Here is a 15,675-nt window from a genome sequence, read left to right as displayed (position 1 = left end):
CCGATTCAATCAGGTCCGTCGGCGCTCGCGCAGGGCGGACGTGAGGACCTTGTCATGATCGGCAAAGAGACGGGCGGCCGGCGACATCGCGCCGTCACCGCCGTCGTACTACTTCGGGGGCGCGCCGACCCCGAGATACGGCGAGCCGCCCGACGTGGGCCGGGACGGGACCTCCAACTGGGTCGGCGCGGGGGCCGGGGGTGTGGAGTTCGCCGTCCGCAGCAGCTCCGTGACCGAGAGAATCGGCTGTATCAGCGGATTCAGCGCCGCCCCTACGGGCTGGCGCAGCGCCGGTGGATGCGGGGTGGCCGTCGGGGACGGGGTGCCCGTCCGGGTGTCCGTGGTGGCCAACAGCCCCACCTCCTGGCGGGTCCGCTCCCGGACGCCCGTGCTCACGGCGGGGTCGGCATCGACCGGGGCGACCGCGGTGTCGGCACCGTCGGCCGAACTTCCCGGGGGGTCGACCGCCGCGTCCAGCGGAAGGGCCGCGCCGAGCGCGAAGGCCGCCAGCGAGACCGCTCCGGCCGCCGCGAAGGCGAACCTGCGGCGCGCGGCGGGGCGCTCGACCTCATGGATCCTGAAGCCGCGCTGACGTGAGGCACGGGCCGATGCCGCCGGTGCGATCGCGGTGCCCGGGGGCATCGCGGGCACGAAGGCGAACGCCCGCTCCCGTCTCTCCTCCGGCTCCCGGACGTCGCGCACCTCACGGATGTCCCGTGGGGCGCCGCGCATCTCGCGCGGGCCGAAGACGCTCGGGCCCCCGCCCCCGAAGGGGGAGCCGCCCATACCGTCGTCGCCCGCGGCCGGCAGGCCCTGCAGACGCGCCAGAAAGCCCTCGGACGGTGCCGGGGGCGCCGTCTGGGCGAACACATTTTTCAGCCGACGCTGAGCATCGGCTTCCGCCTTGCACTTGCAGCAGGTGGCGAGATGGGCGAGGACGCGCTCACGCGCGTCATGCCCCAGCTCACCGTCGACCAGAGCCGCAAGGCGGTCGCCGAGATGCTGCTCGGCGGGGGACGGACCGCCTGATCGGGTCACGCGATTCCGACCTCCCCGCTCAGCCGGGGGGCCGTGACACGCGGCTCCACCGCGGCGACCTCATGCTGCTGACCGGTCCGCGCCGCGGGGGCACGGTGCTGCAGCGCCTTGCGCAGATGCGAGCGGCCGCGGTGGATGCGGCTGCGCACGGTGCCCAGCTTGACGCCCAGAGTGGCCGCGATTTCCTCGTACGACAGCCCCTCGATGTCACAGAGCACCACGGCGGCCCGGAACTCCGGGGCGAGGGTGTCCAGCGCCTGCTGCACATCGGCGTCGAAGTGGGTGTCGTTGAAGTGCTGCTGGGGAGAGGGCTCGCGGCTGGGGAGCCGCTCCGCCGCGTCCTCGCCGAGGGCGTCGAAGCGGATGCGCTGCCGACGGCGGACCATGTCGAGGAAGAGATTGGTGGTGATGCGGTGCAGCCAGCCCTCGAACGTGCCCGGGGTGTACGTCGACAGCGAGCGGAAGACGCGGACGAACACCTCCTGGGTGAGATCCTCGGCGTCGTGCTGGTTACCGGTGAGCCGGTAGGCGAGGCGGTAGACCCGTGCACTGTGCGTGCTGACGATCTCCTCCCAGGTAGGAGGCGTCCACGCCGGCGCGTCCGCGTCCGTGGCGAAGGTCGCGGTGGTGGCGGGTTCGGCGAGGGGCGCACCTCCCGTGCCCTTCGGGCTACGGGTGCGAGAACGGTCAGCGGTGTTGGTCACGGATTTCGGCTCGCCCACTGACCTGCGAAAGCGCTTCAGCACTCGCCGGTCACCGGCCGCAGCCGCACCTCCCCTGTCGGCTCTGGTGGTCTCCAGTAGAGCCCCTACCATATCCACCTCGCCCGTTAGCTCCGGATAAGCATTTTTGACCTGCATTTGGTCGTGATCCATACGGTCCCCCCGGCTTCTACAACGCCTGGTCCCATCTGCGGGTTCCCGAGCGCAGCGGATACAGTCACCGTTGCGCCAACTACGGGGACAGGAGAGGGTCATTACCGGCAACCGGCAGACGAGCTGGGCGTTCGCCGACGCGTTCGTCGCCGAGGACGAAGCCCTTCACTGGGCCCGTGACCGGGCCCGGGAGGCAGGGCTGCGCTCGGTGTCGGCGGGCACCGGCGCCGCGCTGCGGCTGCTCGCTGCCGCCGCCGACGCCAAGGTCGTCGCCGAGATCGGCACCGGGACGGGCGTCTCGGGGATCCATCTGCTGCGCGGAATGCGCCCGGACGGCGTGCTGACCACCGTGGACACCGAACCGGAGATGCAGCAGTTCGCCCGGCAGGCGTTCCGCGCGGCCGGGTTCACCGGGAACCGGGCGCGCTTCATCCCCGGCCGCGCCCTGGATGTGCTGCCCCGGCTGGCCGACGGCGGATACGACCTGGTCTTCTGCGACGGCGACCGGCTGGAGTGCCTGGACTACCTCGCCGAATCGTTGCGTCTGCTGCGGCCCGGCGGGCTGGTCTGCTTCGAGGGGGTCTTCACCAACGGGCGGACCGTGGACTCCGCCGCCCAGCCCACGGAGGTGCTGCGGGTGCGCGAGCTGCTGCGGACCGTACGGGAGTCCACCGTGCTGCAGTCGTCCCTGCTGCCGGTGGGCGACGGCCTGCTCTGCGCGGTCAAGCGGGGCTGAAACGGCCTGCCGGCCGGTCCCCCGCCTCGTCTGCCCGGCCGGTCCCCCGCCTCGTACCGCGACCCCTTACATGCGCTGCCCCGGCGGTCGGTACCTGACGTACCGGCCGCCGGGGCAGCGCGCGGGTGATGGTGGGCCGCAAGCCGTCAGCCGACGACCTTCTTCAGGGCGTCGCCGAGGGCGTCGGCCTCGTCCGGTGTCAGCTCGACGACGAGCCGACCGCCGCCTTCGAGCGGAACGCGCATGACGATGCCCCGCCCCTCCTTGGTCACCTCGAGCGGGCCGTCGCCCGTCCGCGGCTTCATGGCCGCCATGCTCGTTCCCCTTCCTGAAACCAGCTCATCGCAGCCGACAACCCAGGTGTCACCGGCATCGAACACGTTGCTTCACTCTCATTATCCCGCATGGCATGACCCGATGACCAACATCGGTCGGCAACGCCTGTACGAGACGCTCCCCCAAAACCACCCAATTCGGGGAGGGGGTCGCGGTAGCGTACGCCCGCCGTCACCGAACGAAGGGTCGGTTCTTTGACGCAGGTCACATGTCGGTCGGTCATGATCTCCGGCATGCTGTGCGCTGACCGCCGCGGTGGGTCCCCTCGCGGGCCCGCCGGTGCGGCCGCCGCACGAGCCACCCGCCAATTCGCCTCGCCTCACCGCCGGAGGACCGCCATGGCCGACACCGTGCTCTACGACCTCGCCGAGGGCCTCGCGACGATCACGCTCAATCGTCCCGACGCGATGAACGCCCTGAACATCGACACCAAGGTGGCGCTGCGCGACGCGCTGCTGCAGGCCGCGGAGGACCCGGCGGTGCGGGCGGTGCTGCTCACCGGCTCCGGGCAGCGGGCCTTCTGCGTCGGCCAGGACCTCAAGGAGCACATCGGCCTGCTGGCCGCCGACCGTGACGGCAGCGGCGAGGGCTCGACCATGAGCACGGTGGCGCTGCACTACAACCCGATCGTCACCGCCATCGCCGGGATGCCGAAGCCGGTCGTCGCCGCCGTCAACGGTGTCGCGGCGGGCGCCGGGGCGGGCTTCGCCTTCGCCGCCGACTACCGGATCGTCGCCGACACCGCCTCCTTCAACACCTCCTTCGCCGGGGTCGCGCTGAGCGCCGACTCGGGGGTCTCCTGGACCCTTCAGCGGCTGATCGGATACGGCCGCGCGGCGGATCTGCTGCTCTTCCCGCGCGGTATCGACGCCCAGGAGGCGCTCGACCTGGGCATCGCCCACCGGGTGGTCCCGGCCGACGAGCTGGCCGGCCAGGCGGCGGCGGTCGCCCGGCGGCTGGCCGAGGGCCCCACCGCGGCCTATGCGGCGCTCAAGGAGTCCCTGGCCTTCGCCGCGGGCCGCACCCTCACCGAGTCCCTGGCCATGGAAGACGAACTGCAACGCCGCGCGGGGGCCTCGGACGACCACGCGATCGCGGTGAACGCGTTCGTGAACAAGGAGAAGCCGAGGTTCATCGGCCGCTGACCGGCTCGCCCCGGCCGCCCGCGGCCGGGGCTCAGAGCGCGTCGCGGCCGGGGCGCTCAGACCGTGTCGCGGCTGTGGCAGTCGGCCAGATGGTCGTTGACCAGGCCGCATGCCTGCATCAGGGCGTAGGCCGTGGTGGGTCCGACGAAGCGGAAGCCGCGCTTCTTGAGGTCGCGGCTAAGGGCCGTGGACTCCGGGGTGATCGCGGCGACATCGGTGGCGGTCCGCGGCACCGGGCGGCCGTCGGGGGCCGGGGCATGGGACCAGATCAGCTCGTCCAGCTCACCGGGTGCCAGGGCCGCCGCGGCGCGGGCGTTGGAGATCGTGGCGGCGATCTTGGCCCGGTTGCGGATGATCCCGGGGTCGGCGAGCAGCCGCTGCTCATCGGCCTCGGTGAACTCCGCGACCTTCGCGATCGAGAAGTCGGCGAAAGCGGCCCGGAACCCCTCCCGGCGGCGCAGGATCGTCAGCCAGGACAGCCCGGACTGGAACGCCTCCAGGCTGATCCGCTCATAGAGCGCGTCATCGCCGTGGACCGGGCGGCCCCACTCCGTGTCGTGGTAGACGCGGTAGTCGGCCATGGTCTCGGCCTCCAGGCCCCAGGGACAGCGCAGCAGACCGTCCGGCCCCGGAACCACACCTTGCCCGCTCATGCGCCCTGCCCTTCGTAGCCGTGTCCCTCATAGCCGCGCCCGTCGTAGCCGCGCCCCTCGAAGAGGTTTCCCTCGAAGCCGTCCTCGTCGAAGCCGGGCCACTCGGGGCCGGGGCCCTCGCGGCCGCTCCGCCCGAAGCCGTGGTCGCTCTCCGGGGCCGACAGGGGACCGGGGCCGGGTCCGGGGAGCGACGACGGCTTCGGGCGCGCGCCCGCGAGCGCCGCCTCCAGCTCGGCGATCCGGGCGTCGCGCTCGGCGAGCTCGGCACCGAGGCGGCCCAGCACATCGTCGACGTCCGCCATCCGGTAGCCCCGCAGCGTCATGGGGAGCCGCAGCGCCTCCACATCGGCGCGCGCCAGCGGCCGGCCGGCGGGCAGCGGCTCGTCCAGCCGGTCCGGGGGCGCTTCGGCGAGCGGGCCGTCACCGCCGCCGACGACGGCGAGCGTGACCCCGCCGACCACCACGACCAGCGCGATCAGCAAGAACAAGAACACGGTGATCGTCTCCCCGTCAGATGCATGGTTGAGTCTGTGTCCGTCGGCCTCGATAACTGTCTGCACCGATCGTGCCATGCCCCTCCGACAGTTATCGTCGCTGCCCGCAACCTGGAAGAAGACATGAAGGAAGTTCGGATGCTGCGGCTGGGACGACGTGAGTTCGGCGAGAACGAGCGAGTGATCATGGCGATCGTGAACCGGACACCGGATTCCTTCTACGACCAGGGTGCGACCTTCCGCGACGAGCCCGCCCTGGCCCGCGTGGAGCAGGCCATCGCGGACGGCGCCGCGATCATCGACATCGGCGGCGTCAAGGCCGGACCGGGTGACGAAGTGAGCGCCGAGGAGGAGGCGCACCGCACGGTGGGCTTCGTGGCCGAGGTGCGCAGGCGCCATCCGGACGTGGTGATCAGCGTGGACACCTGGCGCCATGAGGTCGGCGAGGCGGTCTGCGCCGCGGGCGCGGATCTGCTCAACGACGCCTGGGGCGGGGTCGACCCCAAGCTGGCCGAGGTCGCCGCCCGCCACGGCGTCGGGCTGGTGTGCACCCACGCGGGCGGGGCCCGGCCGCGCACCCGCCCGCACCGGATCGGCTACGACGATGTGGTGGAGGACATCCTGCGGGTCACCCTGGAGCTCGCGGACCGCGCCCTCGAACTGGGGGTGCGGCGCGACGGGATCATGATCGACCCGGGCCATGACTTCGGTAAGAACACCCGCCACTCACTGGAGGCGACGCGCCGGCTGGGCGAGCTGACGGAGACCGGCTGGCCCGTCCTGGTCTCGCTGTCCAACAAGGACTTCGTCGGCGAGAGCCTGGACCGGCCGGTCAAGGAGCGGCTGATCGGCACGCTCGCGACGACCGCGGTATCGGCCTGGCTGGGGGCCCAGATCTACCGGGTGCACGAGGTGGCCGAGACCCGTCAGGTGCTGGACATGGTGTCGTCCATCGCGGGCCACCGGCCCCCGGCGGTCGCCCGCCGGGGACTGGCCTGAGGAAGCCCGCCGGGGACCGGCCGGGCGGGGACCGCCCCGGCAAGGCGCCAGGAGCGCGCCGTCAGACGCCGGACTCCTTGGTCACCAGGTCGATCACCTCGTCGATGTCGTCGGTGAGGTGGAACAGGTCCAGATCGTGCGGGGACGCCTTGCCCTCCGCGATCAGGGTGTTCCTGAGCCAGTCGACCAGGCCCTTCCAGTAGGCGCTGCCGAACAGGACGATCGGGAAGCGGGTGACCTTCTTGGTCTGGACGAGGGTGAGCGCCTCGAAGCACTCGTCGAGCGTGCCGAGCCCGCCAGGAAGCACCACAAACCCCTGGGCGTACTTCACAAACATCGTTTTTCGCACGAAGAAGTAGCGAAAGTTGACGCCGATGTCGACGTACGGGTTCAGGCCCTGCTCGAACGGCAGCTCGATGCCCAGGCCGACCGAGACGCCGCCCGCCTCGGTCGCGCCGCGGTTGGCGGCCTCCATCGCGCCCGGGCCGCCGCCGGTGATCACCCCGAAGCCCGCCTCGACGAGGGCCCGGCCGATGCGGACCCCCGCCTCGTACTCCGGGGACCCCTCGGGCGTACGGGCGGAGCCGAACACGCTGATCGCCGGGCCGAGCTCCGCCAGGGTGCCGAAGCCCTCGACGAACTCCGACTGGATGCGCATCACCCGGAACGGGTCCTCGTGCACCCAGTGCGTGGCCCCCTGGGTGTCCAGAAGCCGCTGATCGGTCGTCTCGGGTCGCATCTGGTGGCGGCGGCGCACGACCGGGCCCAGACGCTGCTCGTGCAGCGCTCGCTCTTCTTCGGCGTTGCCCACTGTGTGCTCCCTTCGCCAAGACCAAGATCTGGTCAAAGATCTGTGGTTCAGGGTAGGCCCCCTCGGGCGGCCTGGAGCGGAAATCCCGGCCACGCTCACCCACCGAACCGCTGATCACAGCTCCAACGACCGCCCGGCGCCGCCAGCCGATGTCCGACGGATCGTGACGCCTGCGGCGGGCTGCTCCCCTCCCCGCCCCTTCCCGGCGCCTGACATTTGCGGCTCCGCCGCATATCGCCGCGACCCACAGCCCCTCCGGCGTTTGAGGAGCGAGGTCCAGGGGCGGAGCCCCGGCGGGGGCCGGACACCCCGTGCAGCGGGTCCGGCCGCCCGGCGCCGCTAGCCGGCCAGCCAGGTGCGCAGTCGTTCTTCGGCCTGCAGGACGGCGGCGACCGGTACGTGCTCCTCGCGGGTGTGGGCCAGCTTCGGGTCGCCGGGTCCGTAGTTCACCGCGGGCACGCCGAGCGCCGAGAAGCGGGCGACATCGGTCCAGGCGTCCTTGGGGGCCACCTCCACCCCGAGCGTCGCCACGAGGGCGGCGGCCGACGGGTGGCCGAGACCGGGCAGGGCGCCGGGCGCGCTGTCGGTGAGCTCGATGTCGAAGCCGGTGAAGACCTCGCGGACGTGCGCGAGCGCCTCTTCCTCGGAGCGGTCGGGGGCGAAGCGGAAGTTCACCGTCACCGTGCAGAAGTCCGGGATGACATTGGTCGCGTGGCCGCCGTCGATCCGTACCGCGTTGAGGCCCTCGCGGTAGGTGAGCCCGTCGATCTCCGCCCGCCGGGGGACGTATCCGGCCAGCCGGTCCAGGATCGGCGCGGCCTTGTGGATGGCGTTCTCACCGAGCCAACTGCGCGCGGAGTGGGCGCGCCGCCCCTGCGTGCTCACCCGTACCCGCAGCGTGCCCTGGCAGCCGCCCTCGACCTTGCCGTCGGTGGGCTCCAGCAGCACGGCGAAGTCCCCGGCCAGCCACTCGGGGTGATTCCTGGCCAGCCGCCCCAGCCCGTTGAGCTCGGCGGCGACCTCCTCGTGGTCGTAGAAGACGAAGGTGAGGTCGCGGTTGGGCTCGGGCACGGTCGCGGCCATGCGCAGTTGTACGGCGACGCCCGACTTCATATCGGAGGTGCCGCAGCCCCACAGCACGCCGTCGTCGTCGAGGCGGGAGGGCACGTTGTCGGCGATCGGCACGGTGTCCAGATGGCCCGCCAGCACGACCCGCTCGTCCCGCCCGAGGTTCGTACGGGCGACGACGGCGTCCCCGTCCCGGTCGACGGTGAGATGCGGCAGGGCCCGCAGGGCCTGCTCCACCGCGTCGGCGAGCGCCTTCTCCTCACCGCTGACCGAGGGGAAGTCGACGAGCCGGGCGGTGAGCCGGGCCGCGTCCAGGGACAGGTCGAGTTCTGGGTGTGCCATACGGCCGACCCTAGCCGGTCGGCCGTGGCGCCCGGCGGCCCAGGCGGCCCCGGCCACGGCGGCCCAGGCGGCCCCGGTCCTGGCCGCCCAAGCGGCTCGCGACGTGGCGTTCCCCACCCCGCGCCCATGATCCGGCGAGGCCGCGCGAGCTCCAGTACCGTGTGGCGCGTGCCCCTGTCCGTCTTCTCCCACCGCGCCCGGCTGCTGCGGGCCGCGGTCGCCTGTGCCGTACTGCTGGCGCTGGCCGGATATCTGGCGGCGCAGTTGCTGACGGGTGGTGTGGGACCGCCGCGCTGTGTCGTACGGGCGAACGGCGAGGATGTGCGGCTCTCCCCCGAACAGACCGTGAACGCCGCCACGATCGAGGCCGTGGCCGCCTCCCGCGGACTGCCGGAACGGGCCGTCACCATCGCGCTGGCCACCGCCCTGCAGGAGTCGGGGCTGCGCACCATCCGCCACGGGGACCGGGATTCGCAGGGGCTGTTCCAGCAACGCCCCTCCCAGGGCTGGGGCAGTGTGCGGCAGATCCGTGATCCGGTCTACGCCGCCGGGAAGTTCTACGACGACCTGGTGCGGTTGCCCGGCTATTCGCGGCTGCCGCTGACGGTGGCGGCGCAGCGGGTGCAGCGCAGCGGTTTCCCGCAGGCGTACGCGAAGCACGAGACCGAAGCGGTGGTGCTGACCGGCGCCCTCACCGGGCGCTCCGGGGCGGCCCTGAGCTGCCCGGGACCGCCCGACGACGGTCAGGCGGGCGATCCGCTGCGCGTACGGGCGTCGCTGAAGCGGGAGTTCGGCTCCGAGACGGAGGCGCGGCCGGCCCCGGCCGGGCACGTCGGCGGCAAGCAGGCCGCCCCCTCGCCGCACACAGTGGTGGTTCCGGTGCCGAAGGCGGCGGCTCCGGGGCGCGCGGGGCAGCGCGGCTGGGAGATCGCGCACTGGGCGGTGGCCCACTCGGACGAGTTGCGCATCGAACGTGTCTCTTACGGCGAGCGCGAATGGAACGCCCGGAATTCCGCGGCGGGTTGGCGTCCGGTCAAGGGGATTTCCGGGGCGGAAGTGCGGATCGTCACCATGCGATAGCGCATGGAATCACCGCAGTTCAGGGCGGTTGACGGCGCATTGTGCGGCACGTGCGGAGGAATGGCCCGGGCGTATTACACGCAGAACCGGATTATGCGACGCATTGCCAACTCTTTGCCTTGTCTCACCGCAACCTTCGCGGGGTTCACGCGGTATTCACAGCGTCCGAATCGCCGGGCACCGCACACCAATTGTCCCTCCGCCAAAGGAGAACCATGTCCCTCCCTCTCACCCGTCGGATCGCCCGGGCCGCACTGCTGGTCGCGGCGAGCGCGGCACCCGTCGTCGGCGCCGCCGGGGTCGCGAGTGCGGCGGAGCCGGCCCAGCCGCAGTCCTCCAAGCTGGGGCTGTCCTCGCTGGACGCCGCCTCGGTCGGTGAGGTCGCCGACGTCGCCTCGCAGCAGGTCGGGAGCACGGCGGGTGACGTCAGCAGCAAGGCCGGCGGGACCGTCAAGGAGATCCTGCCGGGCAGGACCGCCCCGGCGAACGTGGCCCCGGCCAAGCCCGCCCAGCCTGCCAAACCCGCGAAGCATGCGAAGCCGGCGAAGCCCGCCAAGGGCGCGAACGCCACCAAGTCCGCCAAGGCCGCCCCGGCCAGGGCCGCCCACGCCAAGGTCGCCGGTAAGGGCGAGGGCAGGGCCCTCGGACACGGAAATGGCAAGGGCGGCGCCCACGCCAAGGGCAAGGGCAGGGCGGCCAAGCCCGCGCAGCCCGCCCAGGCCGCCGCCCCGCAGGCCCCCGCGCCCAGCGCCCCGCAGGGCGCGGACCTCCCGGTCAAGGACCTGCCGATCAAGGGCCTGCCGCTGATCGGCTGATTTCGCCGGCCGGGGGTACCTCCCAGCGGTAGCTGGGGGCGAGCCGAAGGGGCGCGTCGCTGTCGAAAGGGAGAGCGCGCGCGAGGGCTCCGATCGATATGCGGCTGCCGCCGCGTGGGCGACCGAGCACGGTCGACCGTCGACAGGGGGCACCTCCCAGCGGTAGCTGGGGGAGACTAAAGCGCCCCGGAGGCGAACCGAGCCGCAAAAAGGGGCCCGGGGAGTGCGAAACTCCCCGGGCCCCTTCGGCTCTTTCAGCCCGCCAGTCGCCGGACCGCCGCCGCCACGCGCTCGTCGGTCGCCGTGAACGCGACCCGGACGTGCCGCTCCCCCGCCGCGCCGTAGAACTCGCCCGGGGCCACCAGGATGCCCAGCTCGGCGAGGGCGCCCACGGTGTCCCAGCACGGCTCGTCCCGCGTCGCCCACAGATACAGCGACGCCTCGCTGTGCTCGATGCGGAAGCCCTGGCCCTCCAGCGCCGACCGCAGCGCGGCCCGGCGCCGCTCATAGCGCTCGCGCTGCTCCGTCACGTGCTTGTCGTCGCCGAGCGCCGCGACCGTGGCCGCCTGCACCGGTGCGGGCACCATCATTCCGCCATGCTTGCGGATCTTCAGCAGCTCGCCCAGCACCGCCTCGTCACCGGCGAGGAAGGCCGCCCGGTAGCCCGCCAGGTTGGACCGCTTGGACAGCGAGTGGACCGCCACCAGCCCCTCGAAGGACCCGCCGGAGATGTCCGGGTGGAGCACGGAGACCGGGTCCGCCTCCCAGCCCAGCTCCAGATAGCACTCGTCGCTGACCACCAGCACCCCGTGCTCGCGGGCCCAGGCGACCGCGGCGCGCAGCTCGTCCTTGGACAGCACCCGGCCGGTGGGGTTGGACGGGGAGTTGAGCCACAGGAGCTTCAGCCCGGCCGGGTCGAGGTCGGTCGGCTCGTCGTACGGCACCGGCTCGGCGCCCGCCAGCCGCGCGCCCACCTCGTACGTCGGATAGGCGAGGCGCGGGAAGGCGACCCGGTCGCCGGGGCCGAGACCGAGCTGTGCGGGCAGCGAGGCCACCAGTTCCTTCGAGCCCACCACCGGCAGCACCTGGGTGTGGGTCACCCGGGCCGCGCCCAGCCGCCGCTCCACCCAGCCGGTGAGGGCGTCGCGCAGCGCGGTCGTGCCCCAGACGGTGGGATAGCCGGGGCTGTCCGAGGCGTCGGCGAGGGCCGCGCGGATCAGCTCGGGGACCGGGTCGACGGGGGTGCCCACCGAGAGGTCGACGATGCCGTCGCGGTGGGCTGCGGCGATCGCCTTGTACGGTTCGAGCCGGTCCCAGGGGAAGACCGGGAGGCGGGCGGATACGGGTGGCACGGGGTGGCTCGCTTTCTTCGGAACTGCCCGGGTTCTTCGGAACTGCCCGGGCCGAGGGCCCGGGAACCCGGTGGCTTCCGGCCGGACCGGTGGATCCCGGAGAGACCCGGGACCCACAGGAACGCCGGGAGCGCCCGGGAAAACAGCCCGGTCCCGCAGGCCACAGGCCATACGGGACCGCCGGCTGCTTCCGGGCGCTGTCGCCGGGGCAGGGTTACTCGTCGTGCTCCTGCGGCGGAAGCGCGGCGATGAAGGGGTGGTCCCGCTCGATCAGGCCGAGCTTGCTCGCACCGCCGGGCGAACCGAGCTCGTCGAAGAACTCGACGTTCGCCTTGTAGTAGTCCTTCCACTCCTCGGGAGTGTCGTCCTCGTAGAAGATCGCCTCGACCGGGCAGACCGGCTCACAGGCCCCGCAGTCGACGCATTCGTCCGGGTGGATGTACAAGGACCGCTGGCCCTCGTAGATACAGTCGACGGGGCACTCCTCGATGCACGCCTTGTCTTTCAGGTCGACACAAGGCTGCGCGATGACGTAGGTCACGCTGTCGTTCCTCCTCGTTAGGGCTGCTATCGCGCGGGAGCGCGGCGTCGTCGATGCCCGCACCTAGTATCTCCGTTCTTGGGCACCAGACGCACATGAGGGGCTGACTGAGCTGTGGATTTCACCACTGGCGGACGTCTTGAAGTCCGGATCACCCCGGATGACGTGGGAAAACGCGTCTCGGTCAGGTTGATCACCGGAGAGCGTGAGCCCGCCCCCACCTTCACCGACGTGGTCGGTGTTCTCACATCGTGGACCGAGGGCTCGCTCGCCATCACGCGGCGCACCGGTGAGGCGGTGCGGATCGCCGAGTCGTCCCTGGTGGCGGGCAAAGTGGTGCCCGCCGCTCCGGCCCGCCGCCGTGGCCCCGCCGCGACCGCGCCCGAGCTGGACCGGGTCGCCGCCAGGGCCTGGCCGCCCATGATCAGCGAGCCGCTGGGCGAGTGGACGCTGCGCGCCTCCGGCGGATTCACCCGGCGCGCCAATTCGGTACTGCCCCTCGGCGATCCCGGGACGGGGCTCGACGAGGCGCTGCGCCGGGTGACCGACTGGTACGCGGCGCGCGAGCTGCCCGCGTACATCCAGGTCAGCACGGGCGCCGAGGGCACCCAGGAGCTGCTCGCGGCGGAGCTGGAGAGCCGCGGCTGGACGCGTGAGGTCTCGTCGCGGATACGCACCGCCGCGCTCGCCCCCATCGGGGACCTGGACGCAGACGCCTCGGCGGTGACGCTCTCCCGCCAACTCGACGACGCCTGGCTGGCCCGCTATCAGCGGTCGTCCGGCGAGCCCTCCCCCGAGGCGCGGACGGTGCTGTCGGGCGGCCCGTCCGTGTGGTTCGCCACCGTGGCGGGACGGGAGGGAGACGCCCCGGACGCGATCGGGCGCTGTGTGGTGGACGGCCGCTGGGCCGGGTTCACCGCCGTGGAGGTCGCCCCGGAGCGGCGGCGCAAGGGCCTGGCCAAGGCCGTGATGACGGCGCTGGCCCGCAAGGCGCTCGACGAGGGCGCCTCGGCCGCGTACCTCCAGGTGGAGACGGACAATGACGGTGCGCAGGCCCTCTACGAGGGCATGGGCTTCACCGTCCACCACAGCTACCATCACTGGCGCGCATCTGGACAGGATGTGCGCTGAGCAGGGTACGAGTCGGCTATGCCACGGATGAACGACACGTCCCGCCGCCGGCGGTTCGCCGACGCGGCCCGCGAAGAGCGCCCTGATCTGGCGCTGCTGTGCCTGCTGGTCGGCATGGAGGCCGATTCCGGACTGGACGAGGCCGGACTCGACGAAGCGCAGATCGAGCTCGACCGGCTGGCCGGTCAGCTCCCCTTCTCCCCCGGCGCCCCCGAGGACTGGGCCGCCGCGCTGGCCCGCCTCCTCGGCGAGCGCCATGACTTCCGGGGCGGCCCGGCCGACTACCGGCGGCTGGGGTCCTCGCTCCTCCACACGGTGCTGCGGCGCCGCCGTGGACTGCCGATCCTGCTGTCCGTGGTGTGGATGGAGGTGGCGCGGCGGGCGGGCGCGCCGGTGTACGGGGTGGCGCTGCCGGGCCACTTCGTGGTCGGCTTCGGCGATCCTTACGGAAGCCATGTGCTGGCCGATCCGTACGACGGCGGGCGGCCGCTGTCCAGTGAGGACGCGGCGACGCTGGTGTCGGGGGCCACGGGCGCCCCACTCTCCGCGTCGATGCTGAGCCCGGCCGGGCCGCTGGACATCGTGCTGCGGATCCTCAACAACATCCGCGCCTGGGCGTCCGCCCGCCCCGAGCGCACCGATGTCCGGCTGTGGGCGGTCGAACTGTCCCTGCTGCTGCCCAGCCACCCGGCCGAGCTGCGCTACGAGCGGGCTCAACTCCTGGTGCAGCGGGGCGACTTCATGACCGGCGCCAAGGAGTTGGAGGACTACGCGGAGGTGGTGGAGGCGGTGCGGCCCGACGCCGCCGAGACCGTACGCCACGAGGCCCGCGCCGCCCGCGCGATGCTGAACTAGCGGCTGCCTGGTGGGTCTTCGCGCCCGTGGCATCGGCGGCCGCTCGGCCTCGGGGCCCACGGCGTCTGGTGCGGGGGGCATGTCCCGGTGGTGGCCGGGGGCACAGTGGCGGACGCTGGGGCGTCGTGCCGGGCGTCGTCGGCTCCGGCGTCCGGTGCAGGGGGCACCTCCCAGTGGTGGCCGGGGACACAGTGGCGGACGCTGGGGCGTCGTGCCGGGCGTCGTCGGCTCGGTGCGTCCGGTGAGGGAGCACCTCCCAGCCGTGGCCAGGGAAACAGTGGCGGACGCTGGGGCGTCGTGCCGGGCGTCGTCGGCTCGGTGCGTCCGGTGAGGGAGCACCTCCCAGTCGTGGCCAGGGAAACAGTGGCGGACGCTGGGGCGTCGTGCCGAGCGTCGTCCGATCGGTGCGTCCGGAGCAGGGAGCACCTCCCAGTGGTGGCCAGGGGGCCGTGCGGGTGCCGGGGGGCCCGCGAAGATCCACCGGCCGGGCCTGGCGGCTGTCCGGTGGTGGTCAGGGGGCAAGGGGACCAGGAGCGGACGCTGGGGGCGTCGTACGGGCGTCGTGGGCCGGGGAACCTCCCGCCGGGCAGCGGCCTGGCCGCCTTCGGTGGGCCGACCGTCGCGGGACGGCGGCCCGCCTTCCAGCCCCTCCGGCGCTTGAGGAGCGGGGCCCAGGGGCGGAGCCCCGGCGGGGGCCGGGGCCGGGGCCGGGCCCCGGTTGCGGGAAGGGGCGGGGAGGGGAAAGCCGCGCCGTTACAGCCAGCCCTTTTCGCGGGCGATGCGGACGGCCTCGGCCCGGTTGCGGGCGGCGGTCTTCTGGATTGCCGTGGAGAGGTAGTTGCGGACCGTGCCCGGCGACAAGTGCAGGGCGCGGGCCAGTTCGGCGTTGGTCGAGCCGTCCGCCGAGGCGTGCAGCACCTCGCGCTCCCGCGCGGTCAGCGGGCTGGCCCCGTCCACGAGCGCGGCGGCGGCCAGCGTGGGGTCGATGACCCGCTCCCCGCGCAGCACCCGCCGTATGGCGTCGGCGAGCTGGGCCGCCGGGGCGTCCTTGACCAGGAAGGCGTCGGCGCCGGACTCCATGGCGCGGCGCAGATAGCCGGGGCGGCCGAAGGTGGTCAGGATGACGATCCGGATCCCGGGCGCGGCCCGGTGCAGCGCGGCGGCGGCCTCGATCCCGCTCATCCCGGGCATCTCGATGTCCAGCAGCGCCACATCGGGGCGATGGGCCCGGGCGGCGTCCACGACCTCGTCGCCGCGGGCCACCTGCGCGATGACCTCGATCTCGTCCTCGAGCCCGAGAAGCGCGGCCAGCGCCTCCCGCACCATGGACTGGTCCTCGGCCAGCAGTACCCGGATCACGCCCCGCAGCGTATCCGCTCCTCGTATCCGCTCTTGCGGGCGCTC

The 15,675-nt window shown here is 72.7% G+C and carries 17 protein-coding genes; 7 read left to right on the top strand and 10 right to left on the bottom strand.

Annotation, left to right across the window (positions count from 1 at the left end; all coding sequences use genetic code 11):
- Nucleotides 1-108 precede the first annotated feature (108 nt).
- Together STRVI_RS05975 and sigE are read right to left on the bottom strand one after the other, a co-directional pair.
- On the bottom strand, nt 109-1,038 hold the full coding sequence (locus tag STRVI_RS05975) for an anti-sigma factor family protein (protein WP_014054717.1): 930 nt from the start codon (nt 1,036-1,038) through the stop codon (nt 109-111).
- Complete coding sequence (gene sigE, locus STRVI_RS05970) at nt 1,035-1,853, bottom strand: RNA polymerase sigma factor SigE (RefSeq protein WP_078505135.1); 819 nt, start codon at nt 1,851-1,853, stop codon at nt 1,035-1,037. Before sigE ends, STRVI_RS05975 begins: the two co-directional genes overlap by 4 nt.
- Nucleotides 1,854-1,983: 130 nt before the next feature.
- Between sigE and STRVI_RS05965 the strand changes: the two genes are divergently transcribed.
- Nucleotides 1,984-2,649, top strand: a complete 666-nt coding sequence (locus STRVI_RS05965; RefSeq protein ID WP_014054715.1) for an O-methyltransferase — start codon at nt 1,984-1,986, stop codon at nt 2,647-2,649.
- A gap of 146 nt (nt 2,650-2,795) precedes the next feature.
- Here the strand turns inward: STRVI_RS05965 and STRVI_RS47510 are convergent, their stop codons facing one another.
- A complete protein-coding gene (locus STRVI_RS47510) occupies nt 2,796-2,963 on the bottom strand; it encodes a DUF3117 domain-containing protein (RefSeq protein WP_003966491.1) in 168 nt (55 codons plus the stop codon).
- A 360-nt stretch (nt 2,964-3,323) separates the two neighbouring features.
- On the opposite strand from STRVI_RS47510, the gene STRVI_RS05960 reads away from it, so the two are divergent.
- Nucleotides 3,324-4,130, top strand: coding sequence for an enoyl-CoA hydratase-related protein (locus tag STRVI_RS05960; RefSeq protein ID WP_014054714.1), 807 nt, complete (start codon nt 3,324-3,326; stop codon nt 4,128-4,130).
- Nucleotides 4,131-4,186: 56 nt separating this feature from the next.
- On the opposite strand, the gene STRVI_RS05955 is transcribed toward STRVI_RS05960, so the two are convergent.
- Nucleotides 4,187-4,783: a DNA-3-methyladenine glycosylase I gene (locus STRVI_RS05955; RefSeq protein ID WP_014054713.1), complete on the bottom strand. Its 597-nt coding sequence runs from the start codon at nt 4,781-4,783 to the stop codon at nt 4,187-4,189.
- On the bottom strand, nt 4,780-5,277 hold the full coding sequence (locus tag STRVI_RS51690) for a DivIVA domain-containing protein (protein WP_123060277.1): 498 nt from the start codon (nt 5,275-5,277) through the stop codon (nt 4,780-4,782). Before STRVI_RS51690 ends, STRVI_RS05955 begins: the two co-directional genes overlap by 4 nt.
- A gap of 138 nt (nt 5,278-5,415) precedes the next feature.
- Here STRVI_RS51690 and folP point away from each other — a divergent pair, with 138 nt between their 5' ends.
- Nucleotides 5,416-6,276, top strand: a complete 861-nt coding sequence (folP, locus tag STRVI_RS05945) for a dihydropteroate synthase (RefSeq protein ID WP_014054711.1) — start codon at nt 5,416-5,418, stop codon at nt 6,274-6,276.
- Between the two features lie 61 nt (nt 6,277-6,337).
- Here folP and STRVI_RS05940 read toward each other — a convergent pair whose 3' ends face one another.
- Complete coding sequence (locus STRVI_RS05940) at nt 6,338-7,087, bottom strand: TIGR00730 family Rossman fold protein (protein ID WP_014054710.1); 750 nt, start codon at nt 7,085-7,087, stop codon at nt 6,338-6,340.
- 339 nt (nt 7,088-7,426) lie between these two features.
- The gene (gene dapE, locus STRVI_RS05935; protein ID WP_014054709.1) at nt 7,427-8,497 is read right to left on the bottom strand and encodes a succinyl-diaminopimelate desuccinylase; all 1,071 of its coding nucleotides are present in this window, start codon (nt 8,495-8,497) and stop codon (nt 7,427-7,429) included.
- Between the two features lie 126 nt (nt 8,498-8,623).
- Between dapE and STRVI_RS05930 the strand changes: the two genes are divergently transcribed.
- Together STRVI_RS05930 and STRVI_RS56320 are read left to right on the top strand one after the other, a co-directional pair.
- A complete protein-coding gene (locus STRVI_RS05930; protein WP_435532577.1) occupies nt 8,624-9,577 on the top strand; it encodes a hypothetical protein in 954 nt (317 codons plus the stop codon).
- Nucleotides 9,578-9,792: 215 nt separating this feature from the next.
- On the top strand, nt 9,793-10,392 hold the full coding sequence (locus STRVI_RS56320; RefSeq protein WP_014054707.1) for a hypothetical protein: 600 nt from the start codon (nt 9,793-9,795) through the stop codon (nt 10,390-10,392).
- Nucleotides 10,393-10,646: 254 nt separating this feature from the next.
- On the opposite strand, the gene dapC is transcribed toward STRVI_RS56320, so the two are convergent.
- Nucleotides 10,647-11,744 carry a succinyldiaminopimelate transaminase gene (gene dapC / locus STRVI_RS05920; protein WP_014054706.1) on the bottom strand — a complete coding sequence of 366 codons (1,098 nt, stop codon included), beginning with the start codon at nt 11,742-11,744 and terminating at the stop codon, nt 10,647-10,649.
- A 214-nt stretch (nt 11,745-11,958) separates the two neighbouring features.
- Nucleotides 11,959-12,285, bottom strand: coding sequence for a ferredoxin (fdxA, locus tag STRVI_RS05915; protein WP_014054705.1), 327 nt, complete (start codon nt 12,283-12,285; stop codon nt 11,959-11,961).
- Nucleotides 12,286-12,399: 114 nt separating this feature from the next.
- Between fdxA and STRVI_RS05910 the strand changes: the two genes are divergently transcribed.
- The gene (locus STRVI_RS05910) at nt 12,400-13,416 is read left to right on the top strand and encodes a GNAT family N-acetyltransferase (protein WP_043235460.1); all 1,017 of its coding nucleotides are present in this window, start codon (nt 12,400-12,402) and stop codon (nt 13,414-13,416) included.
- 18 nt (nt 13,417-13,434) lie between these two features.
- Entirely contained in the window at nt 13,435-14,271 is an 837-nt protein-coding gene (locus STRVI_RS05905) for a transglutaminase-like domain-containing protein (RefSeq protein WP_014054703.1), read from the top strand.
- 753 nt (nt 14,272-15,024) lie between these two features.
- Here STRVI_RS05905 and STRVI_RS05900 read toward each other — a convergent pair.
- A complete protein-coding gene (locus STRVI_RS05900) occupies nt 15,025-15,630 on the bottom strand; it encodes a response regulator transcription factor (protein WP_043235457.1) in 606 nt (201 codons plus the stop codon).
- Between the last annotated feature and the right edge of the window lie 45 nt (nt 15,631-15,675).

Origin of the sequence: Streptomyces violaceusniger Tu 4113 (assembly GCF_000147815.2) — a bacterium.
In the GTDB taxonomy this organism is placed as follows: domain Bacteria; phylum Actinomycetota; class Actinomycetes; order Streptomycetales; family Streptomycetaceae; genus Streptomyces; species Streptomyces violaceusniger_A.
This window is presented reverse-complemented; position numbering and strand designations above follow the sequence as displayed.